The sequence below is a fragment of the Pseudomonas sp. CM27 genome, assembly GCF_013179515.1.
Lineage (GTDB): Bacteria > Pseudomonadota > Gammaproteobacteria > Pseudomonadales > Pseudomonadaceae > Aquipseudomonas.
The window spans coordinates 15,073-28,095 of record NZ_JABMCN010000048.1; the positions used below are offsets into that span (position 1 = coordinate 15,073).

13 protein-coding genes are annotated in these 13,023 nt (G+C 62.9%); all 13 read right to left on the minus strand.

The features are described from left to right. Positions 1–110: 110 nt before the first annotated feature. Positions 111–1,040 carry a ketoacyl-ACP synthase III gene (locus HP547_RS08445; RefSeq protein ID WP_172223920.1) on the minus strand — a complete coding sequence of 310 codons (930 nt, stop codon included), beginning with the start codon at positions 1,038–1,040 and terminating at the stop codon, positions 111–113. A 278-nt stretch (positions 1,041–1,318) separates the two neighbouring features. Further along, positions 1,319–2,881 (minus strand): flagellar hook-associated protein 3, encoded by a 1,563-nt coding sequence (locus HP547_RS08450; RefSeq protein ID WP_172286025.1) that lies wholly within the window; start codon positions 2,879–2,881, stop codon positions 1,319–1,321. 12 nt (positions 2,882–2,893) lie between these two features. Continuing rightward, positions 2,894–4,936 (minus strand): flagellar hook-associated protein FlgK, encoded by a 2,043-nt coding sequence (gene flgK, locus HP547_RS08455; RefSeq protein WP_172286026.1) that lies wholly within the window; start codon positions 4,934–4,936, stop codon positions 2,894–2,896. A gap of 12 nt (positions 4,937–4,948) precedes the next feature. After that, positions 4,949–6,100 carry a flagellar assembly peptidoglycan hydrolase FlgJ gene (gene flgJ / locus HP547_RS08460; protein ID WP_172223933.1) on the minus strand — a complete coding sequence of 384 codons (1,152 nt, stop codon included), beginning with the start codon at positions 6,098–6,100 and terminating at the stop codon, positions 4,949–4,951. A gap of 11 nt (positions 6,101–6,111) precedes the next feature. Then, positions 6,112–7,221: a flagellar basal body P-ring protein FlgI gene (locus tag HP547_RS08465; RefSeq protein WP_172223938.1), complete on the minus strand. Its 1,110-nt coding sequence runs from the start codon at positions 7,219–7,221 to the stop codon at positions 6,112–6,114. 12 nt (positions 7,222–7,233) lie between these two features. Next, a complete protein-coding gene (flgH, locus tag HP547_RS08470; protein ID WP_172223942.1) occupies positions 7,234–7,929 on the minus strand; it encodes a flagellar basal body L-ring protein FlgH in 696 nt (231 codons plus the stop codon). A gap of 45 nt (positions 7,930–7,974) precedes the next feature. Further along, positions 7,975–8,760, minus strand: a complete 786-nt coding sequence (gene flgG, locus HP547_RS08475; RefSeq protein ID WP_172223945.1) for a flagellar basal-body rod protein FlgG — start codon at positions 8,758–8,760, stop codon at positions 7,975–7,977. A 46-nt stretch (positions 8,761–8,806) separates the two neighbouring features. After that, a complete protein-coding gene (locus HP547_RS08480) occupies positions 8,807–9,547 on the minus strand; it encodes a flagellar basal body rod protein FlgF (protein ID WP_172223950.1) in 741 nt (246 codons plus the stop codon). A gap of 160 nt (positions 9,548–9,707) precedes the next feature. Beyond that, positions 9,708–9,890, minus strand: a complete 183-nt coding sequence (locus tag HP547_RS08485; RefSeq protein ID WP_172223954.1) for a hypothetical protein — start codon at positions 9,888–9,890, stop codon at positions 9,708–9,710. A gap of 133 nt (positions 9,891–10,023) precedes the next feature. Beyond that, complete coding sequence (gene flgE, locus HP547_RS08490) at positions 10,024–11,346, minus strand: flagellar hook protein FlgE (protein ID WP_172286027.1); 1,323 nt, start codon at positions 11,344–11,346, stop codon at positions 10,024–10,026. A gap of 28 nt (positions 11,347–11,374) precedes the next feature. After that, entirely contained in the window at positions 11,375–12,076 is a 702-nt protein-coding gene (flgD, locus tag HP547_RS08495; RefSeq protein ID WP_172232595.1) for a flagellar hook assembly protein FlgD, read from the minus strand. A gap of 12 nt (positions 12,077–12,088) precedes the next feature. After that, complete coding sequence (gene flgC / locus HP547_RS08500; RefSeq protein WP_026034446.1) at positions 12,089–12,532, minus strand: flagellar basal body rod protein FlgC; 444 nt, start codon at positions 12,530–12,532, stop codon at positions 12,089–12,091. Positions 12,533–12,534: 2 nt separating this feature from the next. Then, a complete protein-coding gene (flgB, locus tag HP547_RS08505; RefSeq protein WP_172232598.1) occupies positions 12,535–12,945 on the minus strand; it encodes a flagellar basal body rod protein FlgB in 411 nt (136 codons plus the stop codon). Positions 12,946–13,023 lie beyond the last annotated feature (78 nt).

Consider the following 13,023-nt stretch of genomic DNA (forward strand, 5'->3'; position numbering starts at 1 on the left):
GCGGGTGAACCCGCTCCCACAGAGATTGAGCCAGGGCCGTAATTTTATTTCGGGCATGAAAAAAGCGCCGGGCGGTGGCCGCCGGGCGCTTTTCTGGACTGGCTGAGGGGTCAGTCGCGGTACAGGATGGCCGAGCCCCACGACAGGCCCACGCCAAAGCCGCTGATGGCCACGCGCTTCCAGCTGCCGTCAAGCATGTGCTTCTGCAGCAGCAGCGGCACGCTGGAGGACACGGTATTGCCGGTTTCCAGCATGTCTTTCACAAACTTCTCAGGGTGCTGCTCTTCGAAGCGTCGAGCCACGGCATCGACAATCGCCGCACTGCCCTGGTGAATGCAGAAGGCGTCGATATCCGACGACTTCAGGCCGCTGGCATCCAGCAGCTCATGCAGGTGCGCCGGCACCTTGACCAGGGCAAAGTTGAACACCTGGCGGCCGTTCATGAAGAACTTGCCATCGGTCACCTTCAGGTGCTCGGCACCGGAACCGTCGGTGCCGAAACGCGCCTCGCCCAGATTCCACACCGCACCTTCACCCATCCAGGTGGCGGTAGCGGCGTCGCCGAACAGCATGGTGGTGTTGCGGTCTTCCGGGTCGACGATCTTCGAATACGGGTCGGCGGTGATCAGCAGGCCATTCTTCAGCCCGGCAGCTTCCATGAACCCTTTGATCGCGTACAGGCCGTATACGTAGCCGGAGCAGCCCAGCGACACGTCGAACGCCGCCACGCGGGTAGACAGGCCAAGCTTGCTCTGGACGATGGCGGCGGTGTGCGGCAGGCCTTCTTCGTCGCCGTTCTGGGTGACCACGATCAACGCATCGATCGACTGCGGGTCGAGGTCAGGGTTGCTGGCGAACAGTGCCTGGGCGGCTTCTACGCACAGGTCGGAGGTTTCCTGCTCTTCGGCCTTGCGCGGCAGGAACGACGCGCCGATCTTGCCGAACATGAACTCTTCGTCCTTGCCGAACTTCGCACCCTGGACGTAGTTGTCCAGGCCAGCGGTGGGCACGTAACTCGCGATGCTTTTGATGCCAATCATTCTGGCTTCCCAATGAAAACAGCCAAAGACCACCACTCGATGAATTGAGGGCGCCAAATACCGGAGCGTCACCGCTGGGGGCTGAAGGCAGTGCTCGCCTGCGCACCGGTAACAAAATGCTGCAACAGCTGCTGCATAGAATACAGGGAAGATGAACGTTTTGACTCATTGGTCACATTGAAATGCTACGAAAGCCGTGCCGAGGGTGCAGGGGCCAGGTTTTTGCGGGCATGAAAAAACCGGGGCTGCAAAGCAGCCCCGGTGTTCGGCACGGCAGATCAGAGCTTGTTGAACAGGCTCAGCTGCGAGATGCGCGAGAAGGCCAGCTGCGAGGCCTCGAGCATGGCCTGCTGCAAAGTCAGGGTGATGGCGGCCTGCGACATGTCGGTGTTGCCGATGGCGTTCTGGGTGGTCTTGTTGGCCAGGCCCAGGCTGGTGTTCTCCTGGCGCTGGATCTCCAGCGAGTTGCCACGGGCGCCGATCGAACCCCGGGTGATGTCGATCTGCTCACGGGCGCTGGCCAGGTTGGCGATTGCCGAGGCCACCGAATCCTTCAACGCATTGGCCTGGCCCGTGCCGGTCACCGGCGTGTCCAAAGCTGCGCGCAGCTGGCTGAGGGTTTCCAGCACATTCTGGTTCTGGTGGGTATTGGCAGTGACCGCAAACTGGTCCCCCGCCTCCGGCGAACCGGACACCTGGTAGGTCACACCCGCCACGGTCAGCGACGGCGCAGTGAAGGTACCCTTGGCCACCGGCTTGCTGTCTGCAGTCAGCGGCTGGGCGTAGAACTCGTAGGCGCCCGGCCCCGTGAACTTGATCACCGCACCATTGCTGGGGAAGGTGCTGCGGTAGGCGGCTTCGTCGGTCACGGTGCTGCCGGTGACCTGAGCGCCAGAGGTGTTGCTGGCGTTGCGGGTGGTGCTGAACGAGTCGGCACGCGCTTCCAGGGAAAACTCACGGCCCGCCACGGCGGCGTCGGCATCGGCGCCCTCCTCCAGGGTCACGGTGATTTCGAACTCCACGCCTCGCAGGCCAATCTTGTTGGCGCCTTCGGTCTTGCTGTCGAAGGTCCCGTTGGTGGCGGTTTCCGAGGTGATGTCCTTGCCGCTGGCGTCGGTGATGGTGTACTGGGTTGCGCTGGTAAACGTCAGCTTGTACGGCTGGCCGGCGGTGAAGCTGTTGTTGTAGCTGCTGCCCGAGGTCATCAGCCCTGGCGACACGCCGACCACACCATTGTCAGTGGCCGGCACCAGCAGGGTCGACTGGGTGCGGCTCTTGTTGCTGGCCGAGTCGAAGACGCTGAAGCCGGTGTCGTTGGTGGCCAGGTTCAGGGTGTCGGACACCTGCAGGCTCAGCTGGGTCTGGTCACCGTGGTAGCTGTAAGTGCCATCGGAATTGCGCACATAGGGCGGCGACTCGCTCTTCGAGCCACCGAACATGTAGTCGCCGTTGGCGTCGCGCGAATTCAGCAGGCCGAAGATATTCGCTTCGATCTCTTTCAGCTCGGTACTGATCGCCACACGGTCAGAGTCGGTCACCCCGGCGCCACCAGCGCGGATCGCCAGCTCGCTGGCACGCTGCATGGCATCGTTGATGGTGGAGAGCACGCTCTCTTCCTGCAGCAGGGCATTGCTGACGGTGTTGATGTTGCCGCTGTACTGGTCCAGCAGCGACTGCTGCTGTTGCAGCAGCAGCAGGCGCGCGGCACCGACCGGGTCATCGGCCGCAGTCTGGATGCGAATGCCCGAGGTGACCTGGTCGTTGGTCTTGTTCATGCTGGAGAAGTTCTTGGAGTAGCTGCTGGCGCTGGCCTCATAGAACTGAGCAGTGGAAATACGCACGTTAGCTACTCCTTACAGGGCGTTGATCAGGGTGCTGAAGGTTTCTTGCGCCGCCTTGATGATCTGCGACGACGCTGTGTAGTAGTGCTGGAATTTCACCAGGCTGGCGGCTTCGTCATCCAGGTTCACCCCGGACACCGCGTTGCGGCTTTCGCTGGCAGACTTGAGCACTGCCTCGGTCGCCGTGTTGTCGATGGCCGCCTGGCTGGCCTTGGCGCCCACGCGCTCGACCAGCGAGGCATAGGCGGAAGTGAAGCTGGTACCGCCACCGGAGCCGGTGTTGACCGTCGACTTGGTCTGCAGGTCCAGCAGCGCCGTGGCGTTGCGGTTGTCGGCCTTGCCGTCGGCGTTGAACGACAGGGTGAAGCTGTCGTTGGCCGCCGGGCTGCCGCCAATGGTGGTTTCCACCGAGAACGTGCGCGGCTTGCCGCTGCCATCCAGAATCGGCTCGCCGGCGGCATCGAGCATGGGCACGGCCACGGACAGTTTGTTGTCCTGGCCAGGCACCACGCTGCCAGTGCCGATCTGGGTGCCCTTGGCATCGAACAGCTTGTAACCCTGGCTGCCACCACTGGCCGCGTCGAACACCACACGCACGGGCATCGAGTCGCGAATCGACTGCTGGATCAGCGCGGTGTCGGCACCGCCGTAGATATCCAGCGACTCGCCCAGCGTCGGCTGGGTGATGGTGCCGGTACCGCTGTTGCCACTGCCCACGGCTGCACTGACCGGCCCGGCGAAGGCCAGCTTGTTGGCATCGGTCAGGGTGGTGGTGATGCTGCCCGCGGCGGCACGGGTGGGGATGACCTTGAAGCTGTCGCCTGCCGCCAGGCCGCCACCTTTGAGCGACAGGCTGAAGCCGTCGATCACCGGCGCCGGGTCGGCACTGAGGTCGAAGCTGCCCATGTCGGTGCCGTCGGAGCGGCGCACGCTGTACTGGTTGGCGCTGGTGAACTTCACCTCGTAGTCGTAGGTGGTCAGCGCGCCGCTGTTGGCGATGGTCACGTCCAGGTTGCCGGAGCCGGCACTGTTGTTCGACGAGGCCAGGCTGCGCTGGGCAATGGCCGTGGCGCTGTTGATGCTGGAAAACAGCGAGCTGCCGAACTGGCCATTGGCATCCAGGCCCTGCCCCAGCTGGCTGTTGATGCTGTCGGCTACGACCAGGGCAACCCGACCCAGCTCGTTCATCGACGGCGTCAGCACGTCCTGGCGATAGCGCAGCAAGCCACCAATCGAGCCACCCGACACTACTGAGGTCACGTCCGAGCTGAACGAGTCATAGTTGATGCGCAGGCCGGCCTGGCTCTTGTCGGCCACACCCGGCTCCACCGACAGGGTGTTGGCCTTGGTCCCGGTGACCAGCGACTGGCCACTGCCCAGGTACACGTCGTAGTTGCCCTCACGCTCCTGCACGGTCACGCCCACCAGCTCATTGAGCTGGCGCACGGCTTCGCTGCGTGCGTCCAGCAGGCTGTTGGGGGTGTTGCCGGAGGCGCTGGCCGCGGTGATCTGCTTGTTGTACTCGGCAATGTTGGCGGTGAGCTTGTTCACCTGCCCGGCCATGGTATCGAGCTGGGAGTTGATCGTGGCGTTCTGCTGGGTCAACTGGGTGCTTACCGCATTGAAACGGTTGCTCAGGGTTTGCGCCTGGGTCAGCAGCAGCTGGCGCGAGGCAACGTCACCCGGCTTGGCCGCCGCGGTCTGCAGCGCCGAGAAAAATGCAGTGAGGACCGAGCTGATGCCAGTGTCACGGTCGGCCAGCAACTTGTCGACGCTGGTGATCTGGTCCTGGAAGGTAACCGAGTCTGCCTGCAGCGAGGTGGCCGTCTGCAACTGGTTGTCCAGGTACGAGCTGTAGATGCGGCGCACGTCCGCCAGCGTGGTCCCGGTGCCCAGGAAACCCGCACCAATATTATGCGACGGGCCGGCCGCCTGCAGTGTCTGCTGGCGCGAGTAGCCACTGGTCGCGGCGTTGGCGATGTTGTTACTGGTTACCGACAATGCCGCCTGGCTGGCATTCAGGCCACTCAGGCCAATCGAAATCAGGCTCGACATGATTTAGTCCTTTTATAGATTCGTGGTTCTGCCAGCCATGGCGTATTGCGGGGTTGTCTGCATTTGCTGGGCGATGCTGATGATCTTGCGCGCATAGCCCGGGTCGGTCGCATAACCTGCCTTCTGCAGCTCTCTTGCAAACTGCTCCGGGTTATCGGCCGAATCCAGCGCACCTTGATAGCGAGAATTGTTCTGCAACAGGCTGACCAGGTCGTGGAAGCTGTCCTGGTACGAGTCGTAGCTGCGGAACGCTGCAGTTTCCTTGACGAACTGGCCATCGCGGAATTCGCTGGTGATCGCGCGCGCCTGCTCGCCCTGCCAGTTGCCGCTGGCCTTGATGCCGAACAGGTTGTGGCTGCTGCTGCCATCGCTGTTGCGCATCACCGACTTGCCCCAGCCGGTTTCCAGCGCGGCCTGGGCCACCAGGTAGCGCGGGTCGATACCGATGCGCTTGGCGGCCTGCTCGGCCATCGGCAGCATCGTGGCGACGAATTCGTCACTGTCGGCAAAGGCCTTTTTCGGCGCCAGCGGTGGCTGGGCCACGGCGCGGCCGACAATGCGCAGGCCGTTGTCCGGCACGGCAAAGGCCTTGGCCACTTGCTGGCCATCGCGAGCCGGCACGGCGGCGGTGTTGGCCGTGGCCGCAGCTGGCACGATACCGGCCAGCAGGCGATCGGTGAGCTTGCTGGGCAAGGCCAGGCGCCGCGAGTTGAGCGCGGCGACGTCATTGCGTGTGGTGGTATCGGCGGCGTGTACCGGCTCTGCCACCTTGTTGCCCCACAGCGCCGGGCCAGCATTATCGACACGCGGGAACGGGCTGGTGTTGACCGAGGCGCTGCGGCCCTTGGTCAGCTGCCGCACCAGCACGTCCTGCAGGCCGATACCGCCGCCTTCGCGGGACATGCTCACGGCCAGCTGCTGGTCGTACATGTCGCGGTACTGCTTGACCGTTTCGGTGTTCATCGGGTTGTCGGCGGCCAGCACGTCGCTGGCCTTGCGCGAGGCCTTGAGCATTTCGCTGATGAACAGCGACTCGAATTCCTGGGCCACCTTGCGCACGTTGGCTTCGCTGTCGCGGTCGCCGTGTTTGAGCGCGTTCAGGCGGTTCAGGTCGGTATAGGCGCCGCTGTCGGCGCTGCCGGAAACCAGGCTTTTGCTGTTCATGGGCGCCGTCCTCAGATCACGATCAGGTCGGCCTGCAAGGCGCCGGCCTGTTTCAGCGCTTCGAGGATGGCCATCAGGTCGCCGGGCGCTGCCCCCACCTGGTTCACCGCACGGACGATTTCATCCAGCGTGGTGCCCGGGCCGAACTTGAACATCGGCTTGGCTTCCTGCTCGGCATTTACCCGCGAACGTGGCACCACGGCAGTCTGGCCGTTGGAAAACGCCCCCGGCTGGCTCACGATCGGGTCTTCGGTAATGGTCACGGTCAGGCTGCCGTGAGTCACCGCTGCCGGCGACACCTTGACGTTCTGGCCAATGACGATGGTGCCGGTACGCGAGTTGATGATGACCTTGGCCACCGCCTGGCCAGGGTCGACTTCGAGGTTTTCCAGAATCGACAGGTAGTCCACCCGCTGGCTTGGGTCCATCGGCGCACTGACCCGTACCGAGCCACCGTCCACGGCCTGGGCCACGCCCGGCCCAAGCAGGTCGTTGACCTTGTCAACAATACGTTTGGCAGTAGTGAAGTCGGGGCGGTTGAGGTTCAGGGTCAGGGTGTTGCCCTGGTTGAAGCCGCTCGGTACCGAACGTTCGACACTGGCACCACCGGGAATGCGCCCCGCCGACGGAACGTTGACCGTGATCTTCGAGCCGTCACGGCCTTCGGCGTCGAAGCCGCCCACCACCAGGTTGCCCTGGGCGATGGCGTAGACATTGCCGTCGATACCCTTCAGCGGGGTCATCAGCAAGCTACCGCCGCGCAGGCTCTTGGAGTTGCCGATCGACGACACGGTAATGTCCACCACCTGCCCTGGCTTGGCGAACGCCGGCAGGTCGGCATGCACCGACACGGCAGCGACGTTTTTCAGCTGCACGTTGCCGGAACCGGCCGGCACCTTGATGCCGAACTGCGACAACATGTTGTTGAAGGTTTGCAGGGTAAACGGCGTCTGGGTGGTCTGGTCACCCGTGCCATTCAGGCCCACCACCAGGCCGTAGCCGATCAACTGGTTGGAACGCACGCCAGAGATACTGGCGATGTCCTTCAGGCGCTCGGCCTGGGCCGCGAAGGCACAGGACAACAGCAGGGTTGCGGCAAACAGCTGCCTCAGGTTGAACATGGTCATCTGCACTCAGAAAGGCCAAAGCGGGCTGATGAAGAAGCGGTCCAGCCACCCCGGCTGGCTGGCATCGGCGAACGAGCCGGTGCCGGAATAGGTGATGCGCGCGTCGGCCACCCGGGTGGACGGCACAGTGTTGTCGGTGGCGATGTCGTCGGCACGGACCATGCCGGCAATGCGCACCAGCTCTTCGCCGGTGTTCAGGGTCAGCCACTTCTCGCCGCGCACGGCAATGATGCCGTTGGGCAGCACTTCGGCCACGGTCACGGTGATCGAACCGGTCAGGGTATTGCCCTGGGTGGCCTTGCTGTCGCCCTTGGTGGCGCGGTCACCGCTGTAGCCGGCCTCCAGCGACAGGTCACCGCCGCCGAACGGGTTGTTGGTGTTCGGGGTACTGCCGAACAGTGAGGTCAGGCCGATGTCGGTCTTGCTGGTCTTGGCGATCTGCGAACCGGCGTTCTTGCTGGCCGAAGTTTTCTCGTTGAGGGTGATAGTGATGATGTCACCCACCCGGAACGCCTTGCGGTCGCTGTACAGGTTCTGCTCGAACCCGGCCTGGTAGATCGAACCGTTGTTGGCCGCTGCCGGCAATGGGGTGCGCGGCAACACCGGCGCGTAGTACGGGTCGTTGGGCTTGGGCGTCGGGCCGACGCAACCTGCCAGCAACACCGCCCCCCCCAGGGCGAAAACGGACAACAGACGATTCATGACGCTTACCTCACGGGCACGGGTGTAACGAAAGTACGAAGCGGCTTACAGCTGCTGGGTAACGAACGACAGCATCTGGTCGGCGGTGGAGATGACCTTGGAGTTCATCTCGTAGGCGCGCTGGGTGGTGATCATGTTCACCAGTTCTTCCACGGTGCTGACGTTGGAGTTTTCCAGGGTCTGCTGCTGGGTGGTGCCGAAACCGTTCAGGCCCGGCGTGCCCACTTGCGGCGCGCCGCTGGCGGCAGTCTCGAGGAACAGGTTGTCGCCAATCGCCTGCAGGCCGGCCGGGTTGATGAAGTCGGCGGTCTGGATGTTGCCGATCACCTGGGCGGCCGGGTTGCCGGCGGTGGTGATCGACACGGTGCCGTCAGTGCCGACGGTGAAGGTTTGCGCGTCGTTGGGCACGACCACGGCAGGCTCCAGGGCGTAGCCGTTGGCGGTAACGATCTGGCCGTCGGAGTTCAGGTGGAAGGTACCGTCACGGGTGTAGGAAACCGTGCCATCCGGCTGCAGGACCTGGAAGAAACCACGGCCGTTGACTGCCATGTCCAGCGGGTTTTCGGTGGTCTGCAGGCTGCCGGCGACAAAGCTCTTCTGGGTACCGATGATGCGCACACCGGTACCGACCTGCAGGCCCGATGGCAGCTCGCTGTCCTGGGTGGACTGGGCACCCGGTTGACGCTTGATCTGGTACAGCAAGTCGGCAAACTCGGCACGGTCACGCTTGAAGCCGGTAGTCGAGACGTTGGCCAGGTTGTTGGAAATGACCGTCAGGTTGGTGTCCTGGGCGGACAGGCCGGTTTTAGCGACCCAAAGAGCCGGAAGCATGTAATTCTCCTCGTGCGCCTGTTTTACGGCACCCGTTCAAAAGTGATTAGCCGATTTGCAAAACCCGAGCCATGGCTTCGTCGCCTTCCTTGGCCGTGTTCATCATCTTGACGTGCAGTTCGAACTGGCGGGACAGCGCCAGTACCGAGGTCATTTCCTCGACAGCGTTGACGTTGCTGCCTTCCAGGAAGCCCGACACCACCCGCACATTGACGTCGGCATCGGCCGGCTGGCCGGAGGCGGTGTGGATCAGGCCGTCCAGGCCCTTTTGCAGGCCCTTGGTGTCCGGGTTGACCAGCTTGATGCGGTCGACTTCGGCGATCACCCGCGGGTCTTCACCCATGGAGCGGATGCTGAGGGTGCCGTCGGCGCCCACTTCCACCTTCTGCTCTGGCGGGATGGCGATCGGGCCGCCGTTGCCGATCACCGGCATGCCGTTGCCGGCACGCAGCACGCCGAGGGCATCGATGTTCAGGCTGCCGGTGCGCACATAGGCTTCGCTGCCGTCGGGTGCCTGCACAGCGATGAACCCTTGGCCGGTCACCGCCACGTCCAGTTCGCGGCCGGTTTCAACCAGCGGGCCTTCGCTGAAGTCGGTGGCCGGGCGCTCGGTCAGGGCGTAGGCGCGCGCCGGAAAGCTGTCACCGAACACCGGCATCGAACGGGCCTGCTCCAGGTCACGCTGAAAACCGTTGGTGGAAACGTTCGCCAGGTTGTTGGCGTGAGCCTTCTGCGCCAGCGCGTTCTGGCTGGCACCGGTCATGGCCACATAAAGCAACTTGTCCACAGTATCTCCTCTGCGCGTCGCTGCCGCGCTGTCACTTGGCAGGTTCGAAGCAATAATCGAACCAAGTCTGAAACGACCGGTTTACGGGGGTTTCAGCGGGACGAGGGGCAAGAAACGTCAGTTTGTCGGCGGATGTTTGCCGCCTGCGGCAAGGGCGTGCTCAATGGCTGCGACAGGCGGCATTGTTATAGGGGCCGGCATGGCGCACCCAGCCCTTGCCCGGGTTGTGGGCCGAGCACAGGTAGCGGCCGGTGACCAGGCTTTGCCATTGGTAGAACGGGGCGGGGGCGGCGGAGAGCGGCAGGGCCATGGCCAGCAGGGTTATCAGCAGCAGCCTTGTCATGAGTGTCAGCCTTTTAGAATTTGGGGCCGCTTTGCGGCCCATCGCGACACAAGGCCGCTCCTACAACGGAATCGCGATCTCCTGTAGGAGCGGCCTTGTGTCGCGATGGGCTGCGCAGCAGCCCCAGCCATCATCAGGTCATCTGGATGATGGTCTGCATGATGGTGCTTTCGGTGGAAATGGTCTTGGCGTTGGCCTGGTAGTTGCTCTGCGCCTTGATCAGGTTGACCAGCTCGCCAGTCAGGTCGACGTTGGAATCTTCCAGCGCACCACCCGAGATCTGGCCCAGGGTACCGGTGTCCGGGGCGCCGATCACCGGCACACCCGAGGAGTAGGACTCTTTCCAGTTGGTCCCGCCAATCGGGGTCAGGCCCTGCAGGTTGGCGAAGTTGGCAATCGCCACCTGGCCGATCACCTTGTCCTTGCCGTTGGTGAAGCTGGCAAACAGGTAGCCGTTCTGGTCAATGCTCAACCCCGAAAGCTCACCGGTGGCGAAGCCATCCTGGGTTTTGGCGATTTCTGCCGACGAGGCGTTGTATTGGGTGGCTCCCAGCATGTCCAGCTTGACACCGCCGGCGTTGGCGATGGCGCCATTGGCCGACCACTCGCCGGCCGCATTTTTCTGCGCAGGGATCCAGTTCTGCAGCTGGAAGATCTTGTCTTCGCCAATGGCCAGGCCACCGGTGACCGCGCCCGCAGTCATTGCATCCTTGTCCAGGGTGCCATCGGACTTGAAGGGCACATTGTTGACCAGCGGCGTGGTGGAAGCCGGGTTTTCCGGGTTTCGGCCATCGATGGTGGTGTGCATCGACCAGGTGTTGGTCGCGTCGTCCTTGATGAAATACTGGTTCATCTGGTGTTCGTTGCCCTGGCTGTCGTACACCGGGGTATTGAACGTGAAGTTGTAGGAACTGGCGTTGGTCGGGTCGAACGGCGTTACCGAAGGGCTGGTTGCGGCCGAGTTGAGGTTGATCTTCTCGGTGATCAGGCTGGTTGGCTTGGGCGTCAGGTTGGAAGTATCGATCTGCAGGTTGGTCAGCACGCCCTGGATGAGTTTGCCGTCCTCACCGACTGCATAGCCCTGCAGGTTGGCACCCGAAGAGTTCACCACATAACCGGCCTTGTCGCTGTAGAACGCGCCAGCACGGGTGTAGATCTTCGAACCGTTGTCGTTCAGGGCAAAGAAACCGTTGCCATCGATGGCCATGTCCAGCGCCTGGCCGGTGGCATTGATGTTGCCTGGAGTGAACAACTGCGAAACCGCAGCGGTTTTCACCCCGGTACCGATCACGGTCTTGCCCGCGCTGGTGCCACGTACGGAGTTGGAGTACTGGTCGGCGAACTCGGCGCGCGACGACTTGAAGCCGGTGGTGGCAACGTTGGCAATGTTGTTGCCGGTAACGTTCAGGGCCTTGTTTGCTGCATAGAGGCCGCTAAGGCCGATATTGAAAGACATGTGTAACTCCTGTCGTTTTGCTCAGGCCCTAGATGCCGATGCTTTGAATTTTGGAAAGCGCAACACTGCCCAGGCCGGCCAGGTTGAGCGTCATTTCCGAACCGTTGCTGCCCATGGTCACGCTGGTCACCGAGGCCGGCAGGTTGGTGGTCATGGCCGTGGCCTGGCCATCGATCGAGGCGCTGGCCTTGAAGGTGTAGGTGCCGGCATCGGCCACTTCACCGTCGTCGTTCAGGCCATCCCAGGTGAAGTCGATGCTGCCGGCCTTCTGGGTACCCAGCTCGATGGTACGTACCAGCTTGTCGTCCTTGTCGTAGATACCCACCGAGGTGGAGGTGCTGGACGAGGTAAGGTTGACCGAACCCTTCATGTCCTTGCTGGTGTCGACCACGGCCTTGTCGGTCTGCACGATCACATTGCGCCCGACCAGCGACGACGCCTGCAGGGCCTGGGAAGACTGCAGCCCAGTGGCGATATAGGTCACCGCATCATTCAGCGACTGCATGCTTTCGAGGCTGCTGAACTGCGCCAGCTGGGCCACGAACTCGCCGTTTTCCTGCGGGTCGAGCGGGTTCTGGTTCTGCATCTGGGTAACCAGCAGCTGCAGGAACGCGTCCTTGCCCAACGCGCTGCCGGCGGCACCGGTGCTGCTGTCGGTCTTGGAGGTCTGCTTCTGCAGCGAGGTCAGGTAGGCGCTACCGACGTCGGTGGTGGAATTGGTGGTGGTCATGTCGGCTTCCTATCACTGCCCCAGGGTCAGGACTTTCTGCATCATGCTTTTGGCGGTGTTCATCAGCTCGGCGTTGGTCTGGAACGCGCGGCTGGCGGAGATCATGTCAGCCATCTCCTCGACCACGTTGACGTTGGGGTAGTAGACGTAACCATCCTTGTTCGCCGCCGGGTGGTTCGGCTCGTAGCGCGCTTCCAGGGTGCTCTGGTCCTCGACGATGCCTTTGACCTGCACGCCCTGCCCCGCTTCGCCCTGGTCCTCGAACAGCGACTGGCTGCCGCCGGCCTGCGCATCCTGGAAGGTGGTGGCGAACACCGGGTGGCGGGCGCGGTAGGTCTGGTCGATGCTCGAGGACACGGTCTCGGCGTTGGCGATGTTGGAAGCGACGGTGTTCAGGCGCGTGTTCTGCGCGCTCATGCCGCTACCGGCAATATTGAAAACACTGGAAAGGGACATGGTCATTCTCCCCGCAGGGCGGAAACCAGCCCTTTGAATTTACTGTTGAGCAAGGTGAAGCTGGCCTGGAAACCGATGGCGTTTTCGGTGTAGTTCGATTGCTCGATCTGCGCGTCCACGGTGTTCTGGTCGATCGAAGGCTGCAGCGGGGTACGGTACTTGAGGGTATCGTCGGCCGCGATCGCCAGCCCATCGGCTTCGATATGGCGGCTGTTGGTCCGGTCCATGGCGAACCGGCCACCCTGCTGCTTGCTGGTTTCGGCAGCCAGCACCGAGGAAAAGTCCATGTCACGCGCCTTGTAGTTGGGCGTGTCGGCGTTGGCGATGTTGTTGGCCAGCACTTCGGCGCGCTGGGCGCGGAAGCCCAGGGCCTTTTCGTGGATACCAAGCGCCTTGTCGAAGCTGATGCTCATGTCGGGGAAACCTTCGGAGGTTGACCGGAATATCGTTGAGCAAGGTATAGCAAGGGCTGTGCCAACCACTGCAAAGCC

Excerpts from the sequence above, each read along its gene's own strand:
- flgD (WP_172232595.1), bottom strand. The coding sequence starts at position 12,076 with ATGACCACCACCAATTCCACCACCGACGTCGGTAGCGCCTACCTGACC.
- flgB (WP_172232598.1), bottom strand. The coding sequence starts at position 12,945 with ATGAGCATCAGCTTCGACAAGGCGCTTGGTATCCACGAAAAGGCCCTG.
- flgG (WP_172223945.1), bottom strand. The coding sequence starts at position 8,760 with ATGCTTCCGGCTCTTTGGGTCGCTAAAACCGGCCTGTCCGCCCAGGAC.
- HP547_RS08485 (WP_172223954.1), bottom strand. The coding sequence starts at position 9,890 with ATGACAAGGCTGCTGCTGATAACCCTGCTGGCCATGGCCCTGCCGCTC.
- flgC (WP_026034446.1), bottom strand. The coding sequence starts at position 12,532 with ATGTCCCTTTCCAGTGTTTTCAATATTGCCGGTAGCGGCATGAGCGCG.
- flgH (WP_172223942.1), bottom strand. The coding sequence starts at position 7,929 with ATGAATCGTCTGTTGTCCGTTTTCGCCCTGGGGGGGGCGGTGTTGCTG.
- flgK (WP_172286026.1), bottom strand. The coding sequence starts at position 4,936 with ATGTCGAGCCTGATTTCGATTGGCCTGAGTGGCCTGAATGCCAGCCAG.
- flgJ (WP_172223933.1), bottom strand. The coding sequence starts at position 6,100 with ATGAACAGCAAAAGCCTGGTTTCCGGCAGCGCCGACAGCGGCGCCTAT.
- flgE (WP_172286027.1), bottom strand. The coding sequence starts at position 11,346 with ATGTCTTTCAATATCGGCCTTAGCGGCCTCTATGCAGCAAACAAGGCC.
- HP547_RS08445 (WP_172223920.1), bottom strand. The coding sequence starts at position 1,040 with ATGATTGGCATCAAAAGCATCGCGAGTTACGTGCCCACCGCTGGCCTG.
- HP547_RS08465 (WP_172223938.1), bottom strand. The coding sequence starts at position 7,221 with ATGTTCAACCTGAGGCAGCTGTTTGCCGCAACCCTGCTGTTGTCCTGT.